Source organism: Pantoea sp. LMR881 (assembly GCF_027157825.1).
GTDB lineage: Bacteria > Pseudomonadota > Gammaproteobacteria > Enterobacterales > Enterobacteriaceae > Pantoea > Pantoea haifensis.
In genome coordinates, this window is the sequence record NZ_JAPVOK010000002.1 from 996,340 (window position 1) to 1,018,819 (window position 22,480).

Sequence of the window (22,480 nt, forward strand, 5' to 3'; positions counted from 1 at the left end):
GGGAGAAAATCCCCGGCGACATCAGGCCTGCATAGCTAAACGGACACGTACCAGATCATCGGGGGTATCGACACCGACGCCGGGGACTGTTTTCGCGACTGCAACGTGAATCTTTTCGCCATACCACAAGACCCGCAGCTGCTCGAGCAGTTCAATCTGCTCCAGCGGACAGGGTGCCCAGGTTATGTAACGGCGAATAAAGCTGGCGCGATAGGCATAGATGCCGATGTGCCGCAGCAGGGTATCGCCAATCTGTTCCCGGGAAGTCGCATAGCGTTCGCGATCCCAGGGAATAGTGGCCCGTGAGAAATAGAGCGCATAGCCTTGCGCATCCATCACCACTTTGACCGCATTGGGATTGAATGCTTCTTCCGCATCAGTAATCGGCACTGCCAGTGTGGCCATGCCTGCTTTTGCCTGTGCCAGATTTGTCGCGACCTGATGCACAATTTCCGCAGGGATCATCGGCTCGTCGCCCTGCACATTCACCACAATCTGGTCATCGGCTAATTGCAGCTTTTCAATCACTTCTGCCAGGCGTTCGGTACCAGACTGGTGATCGGCGCGCGTCATACAGACTTCGCCGCCGGCGGCTTCAACCGCTTTTGCCACCTCAGGATGATCGGTAGCGACAATCACGCGACTGGCACCCGATTCGCGTGCGCGTTCCATGACATGCACGACCATTGGCTTGCCGTGAATATCGACCAGCGGTTTCCCAGGCAAGCGCGTTGACGCATAGCGCGCGGGAATGATGGCAACAAAACTCATGGATGAATCTCTTCAACTGACAGCGTGCGCGCTTCGTTTTCCAGCAAGACAGGAATGCCGTCACGCACCGGAAATGCCAGTGCGTCTGGCTTGCAGATGAGTTCCTGTTGAGCATTGTTGTAATACAACTTGCCATTGCATACCGGACAGGCAACGATTTCGAGCAAACGGTGATCCATATATCCTCCATCAAGGACCGAATTCTGAGGCGTTAAGCATACCATAGCGCATGCACTGCGGGTGTGTGGAAACCGTGCGAGTTTGCTGTTGGTTACGCCTGCGTGCGCCATGACGATCCCCAGGCCGCCTGCAGCGCCTCGGGTGCATGTTGAATAACCACCTGATCAGCATTTTGCCAGCCAGCAAAATCGCTCAGGGTGCGCTGAAGATCCTGAATAAACGTGCGCGTCACACGAACCTCCTCCTCCAGCCAGATATTTTTGACGATAAGCTGCCGGGCGGGGCGCAGCATGCGCGCATCAAGCCTGCCCTTGATTTCACCCCGGTGTAAAATGGGCAGCACAAAATAGCCATATTGACGTTTGGCCTCAGGCGTATAGCACTCAATGCGGTAATCAAAATTGAACAGCTCGCGAGCCCGCTTGCGATCCCAGACCACGGGATCAAAAGGTGACAGCAAGGCGCTATGCGTGGCGTTGAGCGGCGTATTGAGCAAAGGCAGGTAGTCGCGATGCAGCCACATTTTGCCAAGTGCTTCAACTTCAACAGCAACAATATCACCGGCTTCCTGTGCCTGATCTGTAAAAGGCTGAAGCGCCACACGTTTGAGACGATAATAATCAGGCAGCCAGGCAGCACGGAAAATGCCCAGGCTGCGTGCGCTGTTTAGCAGCATTAACCTGACCGCTTCCGCGTCGCTGATGCTATGCAGCGCGTCCTGCCACTCCGGCATGACTCGACTACGTAAATCATAAACACGCTGAAAATTACGACGCTCAGCGACCATCAACTCCCCGCGCTGAACAGATTTTCCAGATGGCGCTTGTGCGGTTTCCAGGCCCACCATCCCGGCTTATGATCAGCGCCGCGACCGAAATCTGCCGCCCGCACGGGCCCAGTCACTTTGATCTGTTCGAGTAAGTCAGCGATCTCTTGCTGATGGTCGCTTACCCACTGTGCGTTGTATTTCCATCCCAGGCGTTGCGGTGACAACATGCGATGCCGCAGGAGTTTGTAATCCTGTCGAGGTACAAAGCAAGCTTCGTGAGCCCAGTATTCAAATAACGCCCCCTGTGCCAGGGCCTGATCCAGCCATGCTGGCGAATAATGACCAAGGCGGCTATGCAAAACGAGGTAAGGACTACGGGCAACGACATGAATGGTGTCAATTTGTAGCAGTGACATGCGTGAAACGCAATCTACAACATCCTGATACTGCGCAGCGCGCGTGGGACGACGCAATAAACCCTGCGCAGCGAGGTGAAGGTTACGTGCTTGCTGCAATGAAAGTGAATGTATGGCCTTCATTCTCTTCCTTAGCCAGCCTCACCTGATATTAATGCTGAGGATCAGATGTAGGATGACGGCACAATTGTTCGATATCGCTTAGCAAAGACTCAACCCCTGAGCCTTGCAATACCGCGTCAACCGGTAAATACCACCAGTTCTGCTGCGCAAAATTTCTGCATTTAACCGCATCTTTTTCTGTCATCAACAGGTTTTGCCCTGCCAGCGTCAGACCAGACAATTCTGCTTCGCTGTATGCATGATGATCGGCAAAGGCAATCTCAGCCACCGGGTTCACACCTTGCTGTTTCAGCGTGGTGAAAAAACGGGGAGGATGACCAATTCCGGCCATTGCGACGATGTTATTGAGTTGATGCAGCGGCTGGGTTTCTCCCGTCAGCAAATTCGTTGCGATACCGGGTTGTAGGTGCATCGCAATTTCCTCTGGCTGCGCCTCACCTCCGTTTACAATCACTGCATCCACCTGCTTAAGGCGTGAGGCTCGCTCACGCATCGGACCCGCCGGTAACCACCAGCCATTGCCAAAACGACGCACACCATCCACTACCACGATCTCTTTATCACGTTGCAGCGCATAATGCTGCAGGCCATCATCAGTGATGATGACGTCAAGATCGTTATGTTTAAGTAGGGCCTCAACGGCTAAACGACGCTTTGGTGCGACCGCAACTGGTGCCCCCGTACGTGCTGCGATGAGTACAGGCTCATCACCGGCCTGTTCAGGGAGGTTTGTGCATTAACCAGCAGCGGATAACGCTCAGCTTTGCCGCCATAGCCACGTGAAACGATACCGGCTTTTAATCCACGCTGTTGCAATACGTTTACCAGCCAGATCACCACAGGCGTTTTGCCATTCCCGCCTGCGGTGAGATTTCCCACCACGATGACGGGTACAGGCGCACGCCAGCTTTTACGCCAGCCGCGCAAAAAGCAGAGTCGAATCAGAGCGGTGATCGCGCCATACAGCAGGCTCAGGGGCCAGAGCAGTAACCACAACGGCGATCGCCCGCTCCAGATGCGCTCAATCATTGGCCAAACTGCATTTTGTGAAGCTGCGCATAGGCTCCCTTCTCTGCCAGAAGCATAGCGTGAGTGCCACGTTCAACAATTTGCCCATCTTCAACCACGACAATTTCATCCGCTTTTTCAATAGTAGAAAGACGGTGCGCGATGACCAGTGACGTTCGGTTTTTCTGAAGTTCATCAAGTGCAGACTGAATAGCACGTTCCGATTCAGTATCAAGCGCAGAGGTTGCCTCATCAAGGATCAAAATTGGGCAGTCACGTAACAGCGCACGTGCAATGGCAATACGCTGGCGCTGCCCTCCTGATAATAACACGCCATTTTCACCAATAATGGTGTCTAAGCCATTATCCATTTTGCTGATGAAGTCCATTGCATGCGCCATGGTTGCCGCTTTTTCAATCTCTTCGCGGCTGTACTGTTCGCTGCGCGCGTAAGCAATGTTGTTTGCAATGGTGTCATTGAACAGATGAACGTTTTGAGAGACGAGCGCCACCTGATTGCGCAATGAACGCAGCGTGTATTCACGCAAATCGTAACCATCCAGCAAAATTTCGCCCTGCTGAATGTCGTAAAAGCGCGTCAGCAGGCTGGCCATTGTGGATTTGCCCGATCCTGATCGTCCTACCAGCGCAACAGTTTTCCCGGCAGGCAATGACAGATTAATATTGCGTAGTGCCGGAATATCACGGCCAGGATAAGTGAAAGTCACATCGCGGAACTCAACGTCGCCTTTAGCACGCTCCACTTCCCGCGTACCTTTATCGCTTTCCTGCTCGCTATCAAGAATAGAAAACAGAGTCTGGCAGGCCGCCATACCACGCTGAAACTGAGCGTTGACATTGGTCAGTGATTTTAACGGGCGCATCAACGCAATCATGGAGGAGAACACAACGGTAATCGTCCCGGCAGTTAAGGTGTCCATCACACTTGGAAAACTTGCCGCGTAAAGCACAAACGCCAGAGCCAGTGAAGCAATTAACTGAATTACAGGATCAGAGATGGACGAAGCCGAAACCAGCTTCATACCTTGTTGACGCATACGGTTACTGACGCGATCAAATCGCTTTGACTCAACGTCTTGTCCGCCAAAAATCAGCACTTCTTTATGCCCTTTCAGCATTTGCTCTGCGCTGGTTGTCACCTGCCCCATGGTGTTCTGCATCGATTTACTGATGTTACGGAAACGCTTAGACACAGTACGAATAGCGAACGACACAATGGGTGCCAGCACAATCAGGATCAACGATAGCTGCCAGCTGTAATAGAACATCATAATAAACAGCCCGATGATTGATGCCCCTTCACGCACTACTGTTACCAGAGCACTTGAAGAAGAAGAGGCAACCTGTTCGGAATCGTATGTGATACGCGACAGCAGCGTCCCGGTGGACTGTTGATCAAAGAAAGAAACCGGCATGCCCATCATGTGACTGAACAAACGGCGGCGCATGCCCATCACGACATTACCTGAAACCCATGAGATGCAATAACTGGAGATATAGCTGGTTACGCCGCGAATCAACATTAGCCCGATAACCGCTAATGGCATCCACAGCATCACCGACTTGTCTGCCTTACCAAAGCCATCATCCAGTAAAGGCTTCAACAGGGAGAGCATTAAGGTGTCGCCTGCGGCGTTGATTATCAAGGCTATTCCAGCCACAAATAAACCCGCTTTGTGAGGCGAGATCATCGGCCAGAGTCGACGAAATGTCTGCCACGTTGAGAGATCTTTGTCTTGATGCATTATTTATTCACGCTGTTGGAAATAGCCGGTCATTCTACCTGGATTCGCGTTTCACGCCAAACCACTGATGATACCAACGGGGCATTAAATCTTCCCTAAACCCAGCAAGGCGCATTTTTCCCTTATGGATCAGAATACTTATCTGTCCTGACTGGGCGGTATCCATCCAGTTAAATCCTTGTTCTTTGTAGCGATTCACAACGGATTTAGCTGGCATTCGCCATGCATTGTAACGTGCCACTGAGGCCAGCGCGGCACGGCCCTGAATATTACGCAGCAGCAAAGCCGTTGATGAAGTCCGGCTGCCGTGGTGCGGCACTTGCACGATATCCGCGTGTAATCGCTGTTTTTCAAGCGTGACGAGTTTTCGTTCTGCCACCGCTTCTATGTCGCCGGTCAGTAAAAGTCTGACTTTTCCATCATCAACACTGATGACGCAGGCATCATTGTTATTGCCTTCTTTCGAAGCGGTTAAGGGCCACAAAACGTTGAATGTTAACTGACGCCATTGCCAGTGCGTGCCGCGCACACAGGGTAAATGCCCGGCCTGGTTCAAGGCACTGCGTATACTGAGCCGGGGCCAGCGTTGCTTAATTGATTCCAGCCCGCCACTGTGATCGAGATGTTTGTGACTCAGAATCACTTGCTGCAATTGCAACTGTTTACGCTCCAGCCAGGGAACAATCACTCGTGCGCCCGCATCGTCATTATTCCAGCGTGGGCCAGTATCGTATAAAACAGCCTCTTTACCCTGGCTAATGACGATACTTAGCCCATGTCCCACATCTAACATATCAATGCGCCAGCCGGGTTTATCCTCGGGCTGACGGGCCATCAATAATGACAGGGCAAGCGCGCAACAGCTCAGGGGTGCACGATAAAAAAATTGCAAGCGCCACACAATTAAACCACCCCACACCATCGCCGCTATCAGCGTCGCATCCTGTAGCGGCCACCAGCCAGCCGGTAAGCTTGTCAGCATCTCAGTCAGACCTCGCAAAGAGAGATCGGCGAGCCACCAAAAGAGTCCAGACACCTGTATAAATGGCATCAACATCGCCAGCAGAATCAGCGGCACGGTAATAAAGGAAATAACCGGAACCGCGAATAAGTTGGCAATCAGTGCGGTTAAACTGATGCCATTAAACATGGCGACCTGCAAAGGTGCCATCAGTATCATCATGCCCGCCTGGAGATGCAAAAGCCGGAGCGGTATCCAGCGTCGCTGATGAGTGAAACGAGCGGGCAAAGGAAACCAGTGATACCAGACTAATAAACTGCCTACGGCAAGAGCGGAGAGCCAAAAACTGCCTGAAAGCACGGTTAAGGGATGGATCAAAAGCAGCAGGCCCAGACACAATGACCAAATTTGCCAGCCATTCAGTTGTATTCCTGCTGTGCGTATCGCCATCCATAACGTTAACGATAATAGTGCCCGCTGTGCAGGCGCATGCCCGCCAGAAAGCCATGTATAGATGGCGGCGGCCAGCCAACTGACGGTAAGCGGAAACAGATAACCGATATAGCGGGCCGAAAAGACACTTTGTATACCGCGGGCTAAGATCCAGCCCACCCCTGCTGCCAGCGCAATGTGCATGCCTGAAATTGCCATCAAATGCGCTGTTCCCGTGTCGCGTAAAAGCTGGCGCGTTGTTTTACTCAGTTCATCTCTGATGCCAAAAGCGAGAGCTTTTAGGGTGGCGCGCTGTGATAAATGTGCCAGTTGAGCGTCATGTCGTTGAATAAAATGCCAGCGCCAGTCGCAACGGGTTTCTAAAGGTGTGCGTTTAAGAATGCGGCCCTGTAATGGCGTATAGCTGGCAAAGGCAAAACGCTGCGCATCAAACTCTCCCTCATTTAGCCGGGCATGTAACGCACGCAGTCGCAGATGCATAATCCAACGCTGGCCGGAGCAGTAATCAGCGGTTTCATTTTCATAAGCAACCCAGGCAAAACGCGGTGGAAAGAGATAGCGCGAATTCTCTTTTAACAACCTGATTTTAATTTGCTTAGTGTTACGCCGCACTTCATCAATCAGCACCGTAAACTGGCCCGGTTTGGCAAGTCGTTCTGTATCCGTTACGGTTTGACGCGCGTCATGTAACATCCATGCTAAGAGCAGCAATGCAACAGCGACGATGCGCACTGTTGATTGAGAGAACTGCAACAGGCCAAAACCTGTTCCCCACAGTGCCAGCAATACGCTCAGCGAAGGCAGTTGCGGCAACAGCAACAAAGGTAAAGCAGCGAGAACAGTTAATTGTGCCAGGGCTATCCATGTCAGCATGATAAATTCCGTTAATCAGATTTCATCAGTTTGACAGGATGTCTGGTAATAAATAGTCAGGTCGTTACAGCGATGAGCGAAGCTGCACAGCAAGGATATGTTTTTACACTGTGCGCAACATCAATATGGATAACAGCTCGCAATTCAAATAAAAGGCAAAAAAAACGACACCCGGAGGTGTCGTTTATGCGATTCGGTATCGGCTTAACCGTAAATATTTGCACGGTCACGCAATTCTTTGCCTGGCTTGAAGTGGGGAACGTATTTACCTTCCAGATCCACTTTGTCACCCGTTTTCGGGTTACGGCCAGTGCGCGGTGCGCGATAATGCAACGAAAAGCTGCCGAATCCCCGGATTTCAATGCGTTCGCCCTGTGCCAGCGTAGTGGCCATATGCTCAAGCATTTCTTTTACCGCATCCTCAACGACTTTCGCCGGTATATGAGTATGCTGTCCCGCCAGTCTTTCAATCAGTTCTGACTTGGTCATGTAACCTCCGGTTAATCCCTATTGGAATGTATGGCAGCTTTCTACCGAAACCGGGTGGTTGCCCACCCGGTGCGTCAGGTCGATTACTCGCCTTTAGCCGCTTTGAACGCTTCAGCCATTGCGTTAGAGAAGTTGCTTTCTTCCTGTTTGTTGTTAACAGTTGCGATTGCATCTTTCTCGTCAGCTTCGTCTTTCGCACGGACAGACAGGCTAACAACACGGTTTTTACGATCAACACCGGTGAATTTAGCTTCAACATCGTCGCCAACATTCAGAACCAGAGTTGCGTCTTCAACGCGGTCACGTGAAGCTTCAGAAGCGCGCAGGTAGCCTTCAACGCCATCAGCTAATTCAACTGTAGCACCTTTAGCATCAACTGCAGTCACTTTACCGGTGACGATTGCACCTTTCTTATTCAAAGTGATGTAGTTGTTGAACGGATCTTCTGCCAGCTGCTTAACGCCCAGAGAGATACGCTCGCGCTCTGCATCAACCTGCAGTACAACGGCAGCGATTTCGTCGCCTTTCTTGTACTCACGAACGGCTTCTTCGCCAGTCGCGTTCCAGGAGATGTCAGACAGGTGAACCAGACCGTCGATGCCACCGTCCAGGCCGATGAAGATACCAAAGTCAGTGATTGACTTAATTTTACCTTCAACGCGATCGCCTTTGTTGTGGGTCTCTGCGAATTGCTGCCATGGGTTAGATTTGCACTGCTTCAGGCCCAGGGAGATACGGCGACGCTCTTCGTCGATGTCCAGAACCATAACTTCAACCACGTCACCCACATTAACAACTTTAGATGGGTGAATGTTTTTGTTGGTCCAGTCCATTTCAGAAACGTGTACCAGGCCTTCAACGCCTTCTTCGATTTCTACGAAGCAGCCGTAATCAGTCAGGTTGGTTACACGACCAGTCAGCTTGGTGCCTTCTGGATAACGTTTAGCGATAGCAACCCATGGATCTTCGCCCAGCTGTTTCAGGCCCAGAGATACACGAGTACGCTCGCGGTCGAACTTCAGCACTTTAACAGTGATTTCGTCGCCCACGTTCACGATTTCGCTTGGATGCTTAACGCGTTTCCATGCCATATCAGTGATATGCAGCAGACCGTCAACACCGCCCAGATCAACGAATGCACCGTAGTCAGTGAGGTTCTTAACGATACCTTTAACTTCCATGCCTTCCTGCAGGTTTTCCAGCAGCTGATCGCGCTCAGCACTGTTTTCAGATTCGATAACAGCACGACGTGAAACCACGACGTTGTTACGCTTCTGATCAAGCTTGATAACTTTGAACTCAAGCTCTTTGCCTTCAAGGTGCAGTGTGTCGCGAACTGGACGCACGTCAACCAGTGAACCTGGCAGGAACGCACGAATACCGTTCAGCTCAACAGTGAAGCCGCCTTTGACTTTGCCGTTGATAACACCGGTAACAGTTTCAGCGTCTTCGTAAGCTTTTTCCAGCGTGATCCAAGCTTCGTGACGTTTAGCTTTCTCACGGGACAGCAGGGTTTCACCGAAGCCGTCTTCTACTGCATCCAGAGCAACGTCAACTTCGTCACCAACCTGGATTTCCAGTTCGCCGGCTGCGTTCTTGAACTGCTCTGCAGGGATTGCAGATTCAGATTTCAGGCCCGCATCAACCAGAACAACGTCTTTGTCGATAGAGACAACAACGCCACGAACGATGGAACCCGGGCGGGTTTCGATTTCTTTCAGCGATTCTTCAAATAGTTGAGCAAAAGATTCAGTCATATTGATAATCTTCAGGATTCTTCAATTTAACGTCCATCTGACTTCATGTCGGATGGGGTTGTTTCACATGCCCAGCACCGGATCCGTGGTACAGGGTTATTACGATTCTGTTCTTGCCGGGATATTATATGCCCAGTTTTTCACGGGCATATTGCAACGCTTTATCAATCACTTGCTCAATCGACATTTGTGTCGAATCCAGCACCAGCGCATCTTCTGCAGGTACCAGAGGCGCAATTGCGCGGTTGCGATCGCGATCATCGCGTTCTTTTATCTCGGCTAAAAGGCGATCAAAGTTAACACTAAAGCCCTTCTCCTGCAACTGTAGCATACGGCGGTGGGCGCGTTCTTCTGAACTTGCATCAAGGAAAATTTTTACCGGCGCGTCGGGGAAAACAACGGTGCCCATATCTCTTCCGTCCGCAATTAAACCGGGCTCTTCGCGGAAACCACGCTGACGACGCAACAGTGCTTCACGAACGCGAGGGAAAGCCGCAACGCGTGAGGCCGTGTTACTGACTTCCTGGGTGCGAATTTCACCCGTGACATCTTCGCCTTCAAGAATGACCTGCATATCGCCCTTATGCGAAAGAAAGCGAACATCAAGATGCGCCGCAATAGGCACCAGCGCCTCTTCTGATTCAATATCCACTTGATGATGTAACGCGGCCAACGCTAAAACGCGATAAATAGCACCTGAATCCAGTAAATGCCATTGTAAAGATTCAGCCATTGCTTTGCACAGGGTCCCTTTTCCCGCACCGCTTGGCCCGTCGATAGTTATAACCGGGGCAGTCGCTGACATTATTCTCTCCTGTTGCTGTGCTTTTTTAGCCATCTGAACCATTAATAATGGCAGGCATTATACGCTTCCCTGGCAATCTTAGTTACTCTTTAGCGTAAACAGGGTTAAAAATTACAGGCAAATCAGAGCACTTCTGAAAGGATGCGACCATAGAAAAAAGAAATCCGGCACGGTTACGCGCCGGATAGGTGACATCAGGCAGTCTGGCTTATTTTGGCCAGTTGCTCGAAATAGTCAGGGAAAGTTTTAGCCGTACAGCCTGGGTCAAGGATGGTCACTGGTGTATTGGACAGCGCCACCAGCGAAAAACACATTGCCATCCGATGATCGTTATAGGTACCGATATCAGCGTGAACTAAAGTGGTGGGCGGTGTGATACGGATAAAATCATGGCCCTCTTCGACTTCAGCACCCACTTTACGTAATTCTGTCGCCATGGCTGACAACCGATCGGTTTCTTTAACACGCCAGTTATAGATATTGCGTAACTGTGTAGTACCTTCAGCAAACAAGGCCGCCGTAGCAATAGTCATCGCCGCATCAGGGATATGATTCATATCCATATCAACAGCCTGCAATTTCCCGGCAGTACAGGCAATGTAATCATCGCCCCACTCAACGGTTGCACCCATTTTTTCCAGCACATCGGCGAAGCGGATATCGCCCTGAACGCTCTTGCGCCCAATACCGGTTACCCGCACGGTGCCGCCTTTGATGGCCGCAGCAGCAAGGAAGTAGGACGCTGATGAGGCATCTCCCTCAACCAGATAATCACCCGGTGATTGATACTGCTGCTTCCCTTTAATCAGGAATCGCTGATAGTGCTGGTTTTCAACGTCCACGCCAAAACAACGCATCAAATGTAGCGTGATATCAATGTAAGGTTTTGATACCAGATCGCCTTTAATCGTGATTTGGGTATCTTGCTCTGCCAGCGGAGCCGTCATTAACAGCGCAGTTAAAAACTGGCTTGAGACGCTGCCGTCAACGCTAACGTCGCCGCCCGTAAATCCACCCTGCAAATGAACCGGTGGATAATCGGTATTTTCCAGATAATCGATTTTCGCTCCGCCCTGACGTAACGCATCGACTAAATGACCGATTGGTCGCTCTTTCATACGAGGCTCGCCCGTCAACACCACATTTTGCTGCTCCAGGCAAAGCGCCGCCGCCAGTGGACGCATCGCAGTACCCGCATTACCAAGAAATAATTCTATCGGCTGGGTTGACTGCAGCGGCCCCGCATTCCCTGTGACTTCACAAACGGTGCGATCTTCGGAAAGCGTATAACTCACACCCAACACAGTAAGCGCATTGAGCATATGTTTAACGTCATCGCTATCGAGTAAATTAGTCAGTCGGGTGGTGCCTTTCGCCAGCGCAGCCAGCAGTAGCGCACGGTTTGACACGCTTTTAGAGCCAGGCAAATTAACAGTGCCGTTAACGCGCGCAATCGGTTGTAACGTCAGGGAATCCTGCATGTGAAACTCAATCCTCAAAAAATACGAAGACCCCGCCTCACGACGGGGCCTGGCACCAGCATTCATACTGGTATCGCTTTAATCATCAGCCGTGGCGGCGTTCAAATTCAACCATAAAATCAGTCAGGGCTTTCACACCGTCCAGCGGCATGGCGTTGTAAATAGATGCACGCATGCCGCCCACTACACGGTGGCCTTTCAGCGCATGTAAACCCGCCTTGAAAGACTCTTCCAGAAACAGTTTATCCAGCGACGCGTCGCTTAGCTGGAACGGAATATTCATGCGCGAACGGTTGTTGGCTGCCACATCGTTGCGGTAAAAATCGCTTTTATCAATCAAGCCATACAACAAGTCTGCTTTAGCCTGATTGATTTTATCGATCTCACTCACTCCGCCCTTCTCTTTTAACCACTTAAATACCAGGCCAGAAAGGTACCAGGCAAACGTTGGCGGCGTGTTAAACATTGAATCATTTTCTGCCAATACCTTGTAATCCAGGATAGATGGCACATAAGGATGGGCTTTACCCAATAAATCTTCACGCACGATGACGAGTGTTAAGCCTGCCGGGCCAACATTCTTTTGCGCGCCTGCATAGATCACACCGTAACGACTGACATCAACAGGACGGGATAGAATGGTTGAGGAGAAATCCGCCACTACAACCTTATTACCGAAGTCGGGTTGATCGTTAATGGCAATGCCGTCAATGGTTTCGTTAGGACAATAATGAATATAAGCTGCCTCGTCGCTGACATCCCAGTCGCGCATTGGCAAAATGGCTCGTTTGCCATCAAGCGTGGTCTTTACGTCCAGCGTGCGGGGTAAGCAATACTTCTCCGCCTCTTTTATCGCGCTGTGTGCCCAGTAGCCGCCATCAATATAATCAGCGGTGGTTACGCTACCCAGCAAGTTACCCGGTACAGCAGCGAATTGCGCACGCGCGCCGCCATGACAGAATAAAACTTTGTAATTAGCCGGTATTTTTAGCAGATCACGAAAGTCCTGTTCGGCTTCTTCCGCTACCTGAATAAATTCCTTGCTGCGGTGACTGATCTCCATTACGGAGGTGCCCAGGCCATGCCAGTTTGTCAGTTCTTGTTCTGCACGACGGAGCACTTCTACCGGTAGCATCGCGGGCCCGGAGCTAAAATTATAAATTTGTGTCATTTCCCTCACCACTGTCATATAGAACGGTTATGAATAACGTATCGGTTTTATCACTGCGTCTCGGCGGCTGCAATCACAAATCAGGTCGCGATCACATTTTCTGAATCTGCCGCCCGGCAGGTTATGTTACGAATGCATAACGTCCTGAAATTTTGTAACGCATCTTCCGTGAAACGTTTTTCGGGCCGGGCTGACAGAAAAAGCGTGCAGAACAGCCAACAGAAATTTATTGCACCTTAATAGCGAACAGGCAGCAAAATCCGTATGATTGCGCGCTTTACGCACACCTATAACAGAGAGAGCGGCACCATGACGCAAACTTTTATCCAGGCAAAGATGCCGCACTGGAAGACTCCATCGCACGCTTCCAGCATAAACTGCAGGAGCTTGGTTTTAATATTGAAGAAGCCTCCTGGCTAAACCCTGTTCCGCACGTCTGGTCAGTGCATATTCGTGACCGTGACTGCCCCCTTTGTTTCACTAACGGCAAAGGTGCCAGCAAAAAAGCGGCCCTGGCTTCAGCGTTAGGCGAATATTTCGAACGTCTCTCAACTAACTATTTCTTTGCTGATTTTTGGTTAGGCAATGCGATTGCCAAAGGTGACTTTGTTCATTATCCCAATGAAAAATGGTTCCCGTTACCGGCAGACGGTGCTTTACCCGAAGGGATCCTTGATGCGCGCCTTCGTGCCTTTTACGATCCGGACAATGCACTTACCGCTGCGGAGTTAGTGGATCTTCAGTCTGGCAACAGCAAGCGCGGTATTTGCGCCCTGCCGTTTACGCGCCAGTCAGATCAGCAGACGGTTTACATTCCAATGAATATCATTGGCAATCTGTACGTTTCTAATGGCATGTCGGCGGGTAATACGGCTAACGAAGCTCGTGTGCAGGGGCTTTCTGAAGTTTTTGAGCGTTATATCAAAAACCGAATCATTGCAGAAGCAATCAGCCTTCCTGCCATTCCCGAAGCTGTGATGCAGCGTTATCCTGGCGTGGTTGAAGCTATCGCTCGCCTGGAAGATGAAGGTTTTCCGATTTTTGCATACGATGCCTCATTAGGCGGGAAATATCCGGTTATTTGCGTCGTACTGTTTAATCCAGCAAACGGCACCTGTTTTGCTTCGTTCGGTGCGCATCCTGATTTTGGTGTGGCGCTCGAGCGTACCGTTACTGAATTACTTCAGGGTCGCAGCCTGAAAGATTTAGACGTCTTCACACCGCCAACGTTTGATGATGAAGAAGTGGCTGAACATGCCAACCTCGAAACGCATTTTATCGATTCCAGCGGCTTGATCTCCTGGGATTTGTTTAAAGAAACAGCTGACTACGCCTTTGTTGACTGGAAGTTTGACGGGACAACAGAGCAAGAATTTGACACGCTGATGGCCATTTTCCGTGCGGAAGGTCAGGACGTTTATATCGCCGATTACGAACATCTTGGCGTCTATGCTTGCCGTATCATCGTGCCTGGCATGTCTGATATTTACCCGGCAGAAGATTTAATGCTTGCCAATAACAGCATGGGGGCAGGCATCCGTGAAACCTTATTAGCACTGCCGGAAAGCAACTGGGATTCAGAAAAATATCTGGATTTGATTACACAGCTTGACGATGAAGGCTTCGATGATTTCACCCGTGTACGGGAATTGCTCGGCCTGGCAACAGGCAAAGACAACGGTTGGTACACGCTGCGTATTGGCGAGCTTAAAGCAATGCTGGCGCTCGCCGGTGGTGATTTAGATCAGGCACTGATTTGGACCGAATGGACAATGGAATTCAACAGCTCCATTTTCAGTCCAGAGCGTGCTAATTACTACCGTTGCCTGCAAACACTTCTGCTGTTGTCAATGGAAGATGAGCGCGATCCCTTGCAATATCATCACGCCTTTATGCGTATGTATGGTGCCAACGCTGTGGAAGCCGCTTCTGCAGCTATAAGTGGCGAAGCGCCATTTTACGGCCTGCAATCCGTTGACAGTGATTTAAAGGCTTTTCCTGCGCATCAGGCACTGCTTGCGGCTTATGAAAAATTGCAAAATGCCAAACGCCGTTACTGGCAAGAAAAATAAAATTTAGTGGTTTCAATTAAAAAGTGTGATTAAACACCGCTCAGAGGCACAGCTAAAATTCTGTGCCTTTTTTTGACTTTATAAATCAGTTAAATAATCTCAACTTTAAAAAAGGCGCTACACTCAATTATCATTTTATTTAACATTCAATGCCAAATTTCAACGTAACCAACATTCTTTATAAACACTCAAAAAAACCAGTTAAAAATTTAATGCATTTTTTAAAAAAATTTAAACCTTGTTTTTCAGTTATTTAAATCAATTAAGCTTATTAGTTCTCCTTCTTATGGCTTCATGCTTTCGTCAAATATGATCTATATCAATTCCTGAGCCCTACTCCTTTGTTAGTATTTTTACAGACAACTCCTGGAGATAGTTAGTGTGAAAGCTGACAACCCTTTTAATTTATTATTACCGGCTGCAATGGCAAAAGTTGCTGAAGATGCCGGTGTTTATAAAGCGACTAAACATCCTTTCACAACCTTCTTTTTGGCCATTACGGCCGGTGTTTTTATTTCAATTGCGTTTGTTTTCTATATCACCGCGACCACAGGCAGTGGCGTCATGCCATTTGGTGTGGCGAAACTCATCGGCGGCATCTGTTTTTCACTCGGTTTAATGCTGGTTGTGGTCTGCGGCGCAGATCTTTTTACATCTACAGTCTTGATTGTGGTGGCAAAAGCAAGCGGACGCATTAGTTGGGGACAACTGGCGCGTAACTGGCTCAACGTCTATCTCGGTAATTTATGTGGCGCATTGTTTTTTGTCGCATTGATGTGGTTTGCAGGCGAACACATGCTCGCGAACGGCGCGTGGGGCTTAAATGTTTTACAAACAGCAGACCATAAAATGCATCACACTTTTATTCAGGCCGTTTGTCTCGGTATCCTGGCCAATTTAATGGTATGCCTGGCAGTGTGGATGAGCTATTCCGGTCGTACCTTGACAGATAAATTAGTGGTGATGATTCTGCCGGTCGCGATGTTCGTCGCCAGTGGTTTTGAGCACAGTATCGCCAATATGTTTCTGATCCCCTTTGCAATCGTTATTCGTGATTTTTCCGGCCCGGAATTCTGGCAGGCCACCGGCACTAGCGCAGCGCAATTTCAGACGCTCTCTGTTAATAACTTCATTTTCGACAACCTGATCCCTGTCACTCTGGGCAACATTATCGGGGGTGGATTACTGGTCGGGTTGACTTACTGGGTTATCTATTTACGTGGTAGTGACTCAGCGCATTAACCGTTTTGGATGGCGCAACAGTCACTTTGCGCCTGAATGCAAAAGTCTTCTTAGATAAGGCAGGTATATTATGACCGAACTTAATGCAAAACTGGCTTCGGCCTGGGAAGGATTCGCTGAGGGTGAATGGAAAAACAGTGTCAACGTACGTGATTTCATCCAGAAAAACTACACACCTTATGAAGGTGATGAATCTTTCCTGGCAGGTGCAACCGACGCAACCACTCAACTTTGGGAAAGCGTACTGGAAGGCATTAAAATCGAGAACCGCACGCACGCACCCGTTGATTTCGATACCGACCTTGCTTCGACAATTACTTCCCATGATGCGGGTTATATCAATAAGTCTCTTGAAAAGATCGTTGGACTCCAGACTGAAGCACCATTAAAGCGCGCTATTATTCCTTTTGGCGGCATTAAAATGGTGGAAGGATCGTGTAAGGTTTATGGGCGTGAACTCGATCCAGCCCTGAAAAAAGTGTTTACCGAATACCGCAAAACGCATAATCAGGGCGTGTTTGACGTCTATACACCGGATATCCTGCGCTGCCGTAAGTCGGGTGTTCTGACCGGTTTGCCTGATGCCTATGGTCGTGGTCGTATTATCGGCGACTATCGTCGCGTTGCGCTCTATGGCATCGACTATTTGATGGCTGATAAATTCGCGCAGTTTGCTTCATTACAGAACGATCTGGAAAATGGCGTAAACCTCGAAGCAACGATTCGTTTACGTGAAGAGATTTCCGATCAGCATCACGCGCTGGGCCAGATCAAAGAGATGGCAGCAAAATATGGACACGACATCTCAGGCCCTGCGACTAACGCAACCGAAGCCGTTCAGTGGACATATTATGGCTATCTGGCCGCGGTTAAATCACAAAACGGCGCAGCAATGTCGTTTGGCCGGGTTTCTACTTTCCTTGATATTTACATTGAACGCGATCTTAAAGCCGGTAAGCTGAATGAAGAGCAGGCGCAAGAACTGATCGACCATTTAGTCATGAAGCTGCGTATGGTGCGCTTCCTGCGTACGCCAGAATATGATGAATTATTCTCTGGTGACCCTATCTGGGCAACTGAATCCTTAGCCGGTATGGGTGTAGATGGCCGGACGCTGGTCAGTAAAAGCACCTTCCGTTTCCTGAATACGCTTTACACGATGGGCCCCTCGCCGGAACCCAACATGACCATTTTGTGGTCAGAAAAATTGCCGGTTAACTTCAAAAAATATGCGGCAAAAGTGTCCATCGATACCTCATCATTACAATATGAAAATGATGATCTGATGCGTCCCGACTTTGACAATGACGACTATGCCATTGCCTGTTGCGTCAGCCCGATGATTGTCGGTAAACAGATGCAATTCTTCGGGGCTCGTGCCAACCTGGCTAAAACTCTGCTGTACGCAATTAACGGTGGCGTTGATGAAAAACTGAAAATGCAGGTTGGTCCGAAAGGCGACAAAATCACTGATGACGTGCTGGATTTTGACGTGGTTATGGAGCGCCTTGATCATTTCATGGATTGGTTAGCTAAACAGTACGTAACCTCGCTGAATATCATTCACTATATGCATGATAAATACAGCTACGAAGCGTCACTGATGGCGTTACACGATCGTGATGTTTATCGCACCATGGCATGTGGTATTGCCGGCCTGTCTGTGGCAGCCGACTCGCTCTCTGCGATTAAATACGCAAAAGTAAAACCGATTCGTGACGAAGATGGCCTGGCTGTTGATTTCGACATCGAAGGTGAGTATCCACAGTTCGGCAATAACGATGCCCGGGTAGATAACCTCGCGTGTGATTTAGTTGAACGTTTCATGAAGAAAATTCAGAAACTGACAACCTATCGCAACGCCGTGCCAACTCAGTCAGTGCTGACTATCACGTCGAACGTGGTATACGGCAAAAAAACCGGTAATACACCTGATGGACGTCGCGCGGGTGCACCGTTTGGCCCGGGAGCAAACCCAATGCATGGTCGCGATCAAAAAGGTGCGGTGGCCTCTCTTACCTCTGTCGCGAAACTGCCTTTTGCTTACGCTAAAGACGGCATTTCCTACACCTTCTCTATCGTGCCAAACGCATTAGGCAAAGATGACAACGTGCGTAAGGCTAACCTGGCAGGTTTGATGGACGGTTATTTCCATCATGAAAACAATATTGAAGGTGGTCAGCATCTCAACGTGAACGTCATGAATCGCGACATGTTATTAGATGCAATGGAACATCCAGAGAAATACCCGCAGTTAACGATCCGCGTCTCTGGTTATGCTGTGCGCTTCAATTCGTTAACAAAAGAACAGCAGCAGGATGTGATAACCCGAACCTTCACGCAGTCGCTTTAACCGTGGCTGCCTGACGAAGTACAAAGGCTCCTTCGGGAGCCTTTAATCCAGAAGTCTGCTTTGGCTGTTATCTGTTTCAGGCCACAACCAAAATAGATTTTATGCTTCAAGCACAACGCAGATTGTGCTGCTCGCTGCGGCGGGCTTACCTGGAGATACATCGCTATGTCAATCACCGGTCGTATCCACTCATTCGAATCCTGCGGAACCGTTGATGGTCCCGGCATCCGTTTCATTACCTTTTTTCAGGGCTGCCTGATGCGCTGCATGTATTGCCATAATCGTGATACATGGGACACGCACGGCGGCAAAGAGATCACCGTCGAGGCCTTAATGGCAGACGTGCTTTCCTATCGACACTTCATGAACGCATCGGGCGGCGGCGTAACGGCGTCGGGTGGCGAAGCCATCTTGCAGGCTGAGTTTGTTCGTGACTGGTTCCGAGCCTGTAAAGCAGAAGGAATTCATACTTGTCTGGACACTAACGGCTTCGTGCGTCGCTACGATCCGGTGATTGATGAGCTACTTGAAGTCACGGATTTAGTCATGCTCGATCTCAAGCAGATGAACGATGATATTCATCAAATTCTGGTTGGCGTGTCAAATCATCGGACGCTGGATTTTGCCCGCTATTTGCAGAAAAAAGGCAAACGTACTTGGATACGTTTTGTGGTGGTTCCGGGCTATTCCGATGACGACGACTCGGCACACCGCCTGGGTGAGTTCACTAAAGATATGGATAACATCGAGAAAATTGAGCTGCTGCCCTACCATGAGCTGGGCAAGCATAAATGGATGGCGATGGGCGAAGAGTACAAACTGGACGGTGTGCATCCCCCTTCAAAAGAGACGATGGAGCGGGTGAAAAACATCCTGGCGGGTTATGGTCACAACGTGATGTATTAATCTGCACGCGCAGTAAAAAAGGGAGCTTATCGCTCCCTTTTTATGTTTACAGCCCCTGTAATCAGGCGTGTGCCACAGGCGTCGCCTGCTGATCGGCTTTGCGCAATAGCATAACCAGATAAACTAACGCCACCGCAGCAATCATCACAAACAGCAACCTGTCAGAATAATTCTGCATCAACATCGCTGTCATACCTGGGCCTGCAAGACTGCCCACGGTATAGCTCATCAATAAAGCCTGATTCATCGCGACCAGCTCATGGTGCGCTACCGTTTCACATGCCCATGACATCGCCACAGGATAGAGCGTGAAACCCGCCAGCCCTAAAACAAACAGTGCCGGAGCCATCGCGGCATTAGCCAACATCGCCATCGCACCGAGAATCACCACAAAGACCTGTACACGCAGCACCAGCATACGGCCAAAGCGATCAGCCAGGCGACCAACCGGCCATTGCCCGACAATGCCTGCACTGACTAACAGCGCCATCCAGTAACCGACATTCGCATCGCTCATTCCCTGATGTGACAGATAAAGCGGCATCAGGCCATACAGTGAACCCAATAAAATGCCGGAAATAATGCAGCCGTTGACGCCCAGGCGCGAACTGCGACGACGCAGCATTGGCCAGATACGCCCAGGCGCAGCTTCAGATGATTCGCTTGCTGAAGAGACGCGAGTAAACACCAGCGGCAGTACTGCACAGATCACCAGCGCCGTGACCCAGGGGATCACACTCAAAACATCTGTTGAGACCTTACTCACCAGCAATTGTCCAGCTACCGTGCCGAGGTAGTAAACAATCATATAAGCCGCAAGCAGTTGACCACGATTACGGACAGTGCCGCTACAAAGCAGTGCACTTTCCACCACTACCCACATCAGCGCACAGCCAGTGCCGGCAATAAAGCGCAGCGTGGTCCACGCCCAGAAGCCGTCAAACAGCACCAGGCAAACGGTGGCCGCTGCGAATAATGACGTAGCCAGATAGTAGCTGCGGTTAAATCCATAATGCTTAATGAACCATCCTGCCAACAGCGTACCGGCCAGATTCCCCGTGTAATACGATGAGCTAACAATACCGACTTGCCAGGTGGTCAGTAAATCATGAGTTAACCACAGCGGAACAAGTGTATTAAGTACCGCAATTGACACTGTCATTAGCAGCAAGCCGCAAAGCAGCAACATCACAGGACGTGACCAGGTTGGCATAGGGGATAAAACCACAAGAAACAAGAGAAATTGCGCGCAGTTTGCCACTGCCTTTTTAAAGTCAACGGACAAAAAAATGTCGCAGCACATTTTGCTGTATGACAATTTAATTTACTAATCTTCAGCAAGTTACGCCGTGGTTAAAGCGCAAGCGGGATAATGCTATCTCTATGAAAACTGTGATTTTTAGCTATCAGAAGGGAACAGGCGTCGATAACGTTTATTTCTGATAAGTTCCTGCCTCTGACTAATAGCTTATTGACATTCAGGGCATAAAAAACCCGGTGTTAGCCGGGTTTATTCACGAACAACGGTTAGCCGATAAATTCGACACCGTTCATATAAGGACGTAAAACTTCTGGTACCGCAATACGGCCATCTGCCTGCTGATAATTTTCCAGTACCGCAACCAAAGTACGGCCTACAGCCAGCCCGGAGCCATTAAGGGTGTGTAAAAGGCGTGGTTTCTTGTCTTGCTTGCTACGGCAACGTGCCTGCATACGGCGCGCCTGGAAGTCACCCATGTTTGAGCAGGAAGAGATCTCACGATAGGTGTTCTGTGCAGGCAACCAAACTTCCAGATCGTAGGTTTTGGTTGAGCCAAAGCCCATATCACCCGTACACAGCAGCACCTTGCGATAAGGCAGGTTCAATAGCTGCAACACTTTCTCAGCATGCCCTACCAACTCTTCCAACGCCTCCATTGAGGTCTCTGGCTTCACGAGCTGTACCATTTCAACTTTGTCGAACTGGTGCATACGGATCAAACCACGCGTATCGCGACCATAGGAACCCGCTTCAGAGCGGAAACATGGCGTATGAGCGGTCAGCTTAACCGGCAGGCTCTCTTCTTCCAGAATTTCATCACGAGCCAGGTTGGTCAAAGGCACTTCAGCCGTTGGGATTAGCGCATAATTACTGCTGTCGGACTGCTCTTCCAGCGGCCTGGTGTGAAACAGATCTTCACCAAATTTTGGTAACTGACCGGTGCCGTATAACGTTTCATGATTCACTAAATAGGGCACGTAGGTTTCGAGATAACCATGCTGCTCGGTATGCAGATCGATCATGAACTGGCTAAGCGCACGATGCAGGCGAGCAATCTGCCCTTGCATAACCACAAAACGCGAGCCGGTGAGTTTAACTGCGGCAGCAAAATCGAGGCCCTTTGCTGCTTCACCAAGTTCGACGTGATCTTTTACCTGAAAATCAAACTGGCGTGGCTCACCCCAGCGGCTGACTTCAAGGTTTTCGCTATCATCTTTACCCAGCGGAACGTCATCTGCCGGTAAGTTAGGCAGAGCCAGCGCGAAATCACGAATTTGATTCTGCAGTTGATCCAGTTCTGCTTTCGCTGCGTCCAGGCGTTCGCCCAGCGCGTTGACTTCCTGGCGCAGCGGCTCGATATCTTCCCCGCGGGATTTGGCCTGACCGATGGATTTGGATCGGGCATTACGCTCGGCCTGCAGGTTTTCTGTTTCGACCTGCAGCACTTTACGACGCTCTTCGAGCGAACGCAGCGTTTCCACATCCAGTTTAAATCCTCGGCGTGCCAGTTTTTCTGCGACTGCGTCTGGCTCATTACGCAGCAGATTGGGATCGAGCATGCTTATCCTGTGTATTTAAAAGTTGATTGAACGAAGGGGCGCGCTCCTGCCGGAACGCGTTGAA

General features: G+C 49.9%; 14 protein-coding genes and 3 pseudogenes. 4 read left to right on the top strand and 13 right to left on the bottom strand.

The annotated features are described in order from the left end of the window. Positions 1-21: 21 nt before the first annotated feature. The 11 genes and pseudogenes from kdsB to serC form a co-directional block, all read right to left on the bottom strand. Entirely contained in the window at positions 22-771 is a 750-nt protein-coding gene (kdsB, locus tag O3W44_RS06555) for a 3-deoxy-manno-octulosonate cytidylyltransferase (protein ID WP_269292446.1), read from the bottom strand. Continuing rightward, entirely contained in the window at positions 768-950 is a 183-nt protein-coding gene (locus O3W44_RS06560; RefSeq protein WP_081135850.1) for a Trm112 family protein, read from the bottom strand. The genes kdsB and O3W44_RS06560 overlap by 4 nt, the downstream gene beginning before the upstream one ends. A gap of 92 nt (positions 951-1,042) precedes the next feature. Next, positions 1,043-2,259, bottom strand: a pseudogene (locus tag O3W44_RS06565) (winged helix-turn-helix domain-containing protein). A gap of 28 nt (positions 2,260-2,287) precedes the next feature. After that, positions 2,288-3,288 (bottom strand): annotated as a pseudogene (gene lpxK, locus O3W44_RS06570) (tetraacyldisaccharide 4'-kinase). After that, positions 3,285-5,033 (bottom strand): lipid A ABC transporter ATP-binding protein/permease MsbA, encoded by a 1,749-nt coding sequence (gene msbA / locus O3W44_RS06575; RefSeq protein ID WP_269292447.1) that lies wholly within the window; start codon positions 5,031-5,033, stop codon positions 3,285-3,287. Before msbA ends, lpxK begins: the two are co-directional and overlap by 4 nt. Positions 5,034-5,067: 34 nt before the next feature. Further along, positions 5,068-7,320: a DNA internalization-related competence protein ComEC/Rec2 gene (locus O3W44_RS06580; RefSeq protein WP_269292448.1), complete on the bottom strand. Its 2,253-nt coding sequence runs from the start codon at positions 7,318-7,320 to the stop codon at positions 5,068-5,070. A 204-nt stretch (positions 7,321-7,524) separates the two neighbouring features. Beyond that, positions 7,525-7,809 (bottom strand): integration host factor subunit beta, encoded by a 285-nt coding sequence (gene ihfB / locus O3W44_RS06585; protein ID WP_003849360.1) that lies wholly within the window; start codon positions 7,807-7,809, stop codon positions 7,525-7,527. Between the two features lie 83 nt (positions 7,810-7,892). Further along, positions 7,893-9,566 (bottom strand): 30S ribosomal protein S1, encoded by a 1,674-nt coding sequence (gene rpsA / locus O3W44_RS06590; RefSeq protein ID WP_269292449.1) that lies wholly within the window; start codon positions 9,564-9,566, stop codon positions 7,893-7,895. 124 nt (positions 9,567-9,690) lie between these two features. Beyond that, positions 9,691-10,371, bottom strand: a complete 681-nt coding sequence (cmk, locus tag O3W44_RS06595) for a (d)CMP kinase (RefSeq protein ID WP_269292450.1) — start codon at positions 10,369-10,371, stop codon at positions 9,691-9,693. A gap of 194 nt (positions 10,372-10,565) precedes the next feature. Beyond that, positions 10,566-11,852, bottom strand: a complete 1,287-nt coding sequence (aroA, locus tag O3W44_RS06600; protein ID WP_269292452.1) for a 3-phosphoshikimate 1-carboxyvinyltransferase — start codon at positions 11,850-11,852, stop codon at positions 10,566-10,568. An 85-nt stretch (positions 11,853-11,937) separates the two neighbouring features. Beyond that, positions 11,938-13,023: a 3-phosphoserine/phosphohydroxythreonine transaminase gene (gene serC, locus O3W44_RS06605; RefSeq protein ID WP_269292453.1), complete on the bottom strand. Its 1,086-nt coding sequence runs from the start codon at positions 13,021-13,023 to the stop codon at positions 11,938-11,940. 309 nt (positions 13,024-13,332) lie between these two features. On the opposite strand from serC, the pseudogene ycaO reads away from it, so the two are divergent. From ycaO to pflA, 4 genes and pseudogenes are all read left to right on the top strand, one after another. Then, positions 13,333-15,095: pseudogene (ycaO, locus tag O3W44_RS06610) on the top strand (30S ribosomal protein S12 methylthiotransferase accessory factor YcaO). A gap of 381 nt (positions 15,096-15,476) precedes the next feature. Continuing rightward, a complete protein-coding gene (gene focA / locus O3W44_RS06615) occupies positions 15,477-16,337 on the top strand; it encodes a formate transporter FocA (protein WP_269292454.1) in 861 nt (286 codons plus the stop codon). A 70-nt stretch (positions 16,338-16,407) separates the two neighbouring features. After that, positions 16,408-18,690 (top strand): formate C-acetyltransferase, encoded by a 2,283-nt coding sequence (gene pflB / locus O3W44_RS06620; RefSeq protein ID WP_269292455.1) that lies wholly within the window; start codon positions 16,408-16,410, stop codon positions 18,688-18,690. A 165-nt stretch (positions 18,691-18,855) separates the two neighbouring features. Then, the gene (pflA, locus tag O3W44_RS06625; RefSeq protein ID WP_269292456.1) at positions 18,856-19,596 is read left to right on the top strand and encodes a pyruvate formate lyase 1-activating protein; all 741 of its coding nucleotides are present in this window, start codon (positions 18,856-18,858) and stop codon (positions 19,594-19,596) included. 61 nt (positions 19,597-19,657) lie between these two features. Here the strand turns inward: pflA and O3W44_RS06630 are convergent, their stop codons facing one another. Beyond that, positions 19,658-20,809 carry an MFS transporter gene (locus tag O3W44_RS06630; protein WP_269292457.1) on the bottom strand — a complete coding sequence of 384 codons (1,152 nt, stop codon included), beginning with the start codon at positions 20,807-20,809 and terminating at the stop codon, positions 19,658-19,660. A gap of 314 nt (positions 20,810-21,123) precedes the next feature. Next, the gene (serS, locus tag O3W44_RS06635) at positions 21,124-22,416 is read right to left on the bottom strand and encodes a serine--tRNA ligase (RefSeq protein WP_269292458.1); all 1,293 of its coding nucleotides are present in this window, start codon (positions 22,414-22,416) and stop codon (positions 21,124-21,126) included. Positions 22,417-22,480 lie beyond the last annotated feature (64 nt).

Bases quoted from the DNA above. Each gene is read 5' to 3' on its own strand.
- kdsB (WP_269292446.1), bottom strand. From the start codon at position 771: ATGAGTTTTGTTGCCATCATTCCCGCGCGCTATGCGTCAACGCGCTTG.
- O3W44_RS06560 (WP_081135850.1), bottom strand. From the start codon at position 950: ATGGATCACCGTTTGCTCGAAATCGTTGCCTGTCCGGTATGCAATGGC.
- msbA (WP_269292447.1), bottom strand. From the start codon at position 5,033: ATGCATCAAGACAAAGATCTCTCAACGTGGCAGACATTTCGTCGACTC.
- O3W44_RS06580 (WP_269292448.1), bottom strand. From the start codon at position 7,320: ATGCTGACATGGATAGCCCTGGCACAATTAACTGTTCTCGCTGCTTTA.
- ihfB (WP_003849360.1), bottom strand. From the start codon at position 7,809: ATGACCAAGTCAGAACTGATTGAAAGACTGGCGGGACAGCATACTCAT.
- rpsA (WP_269292449.1), bottom strand. From the start codon at position 9,566: ATGACTGAATCTTTTGCTCAACTATTTGAAGAATCGCTGAAAGAAATC.
- cmk (WP_269292450.1), bottom strand. From the start codon at position 10,371: ATGTCAGCGACTGCCCCGGTTATAACTATCGACGGGCCAAGCGGTGCG.
- aroA (WP_269292452.1), bottom strand. From the start codon at position 11,852: ATGCAGGATTCCCTGACGTTACAACCGATTGCGCGCGTTAACGGCACT.
- serC (WP_269292453.1), bottom strand. From the start codon at position 13,023: ATGACACAAATTTATAATTTTAGCTCCGGGCCCGCGATGCTACCGGTA.
- pflB (WP_269292455.1), top strand. From the start codon at position 16,408: ATGACCGAACTTAATGCAAAACTGGCTTCGGCCTGGGAAGGATTCGCT.
- pflA (WP_269292456.1), top strand. From the start codon at position 18,856: ATGTCAATCACCGGTCGTATCCACTCATTCGAATCCTGCGGAACCGTT.
- O3W44_RS06630 (WP_269292457.1), bottom strand. From the start codon at position 20,809: ATGCCAACCTGGTCACGTCCTGTGATGTTGCTGCTTTGCGGCTTGCTG.
- serS (WP_269292458.1), bottom strand. From the start codon at position 22,416: ATGCTCGATCCCAATCTGCTGCGTAATGAGCCAGACGCAGTCGCAGAA.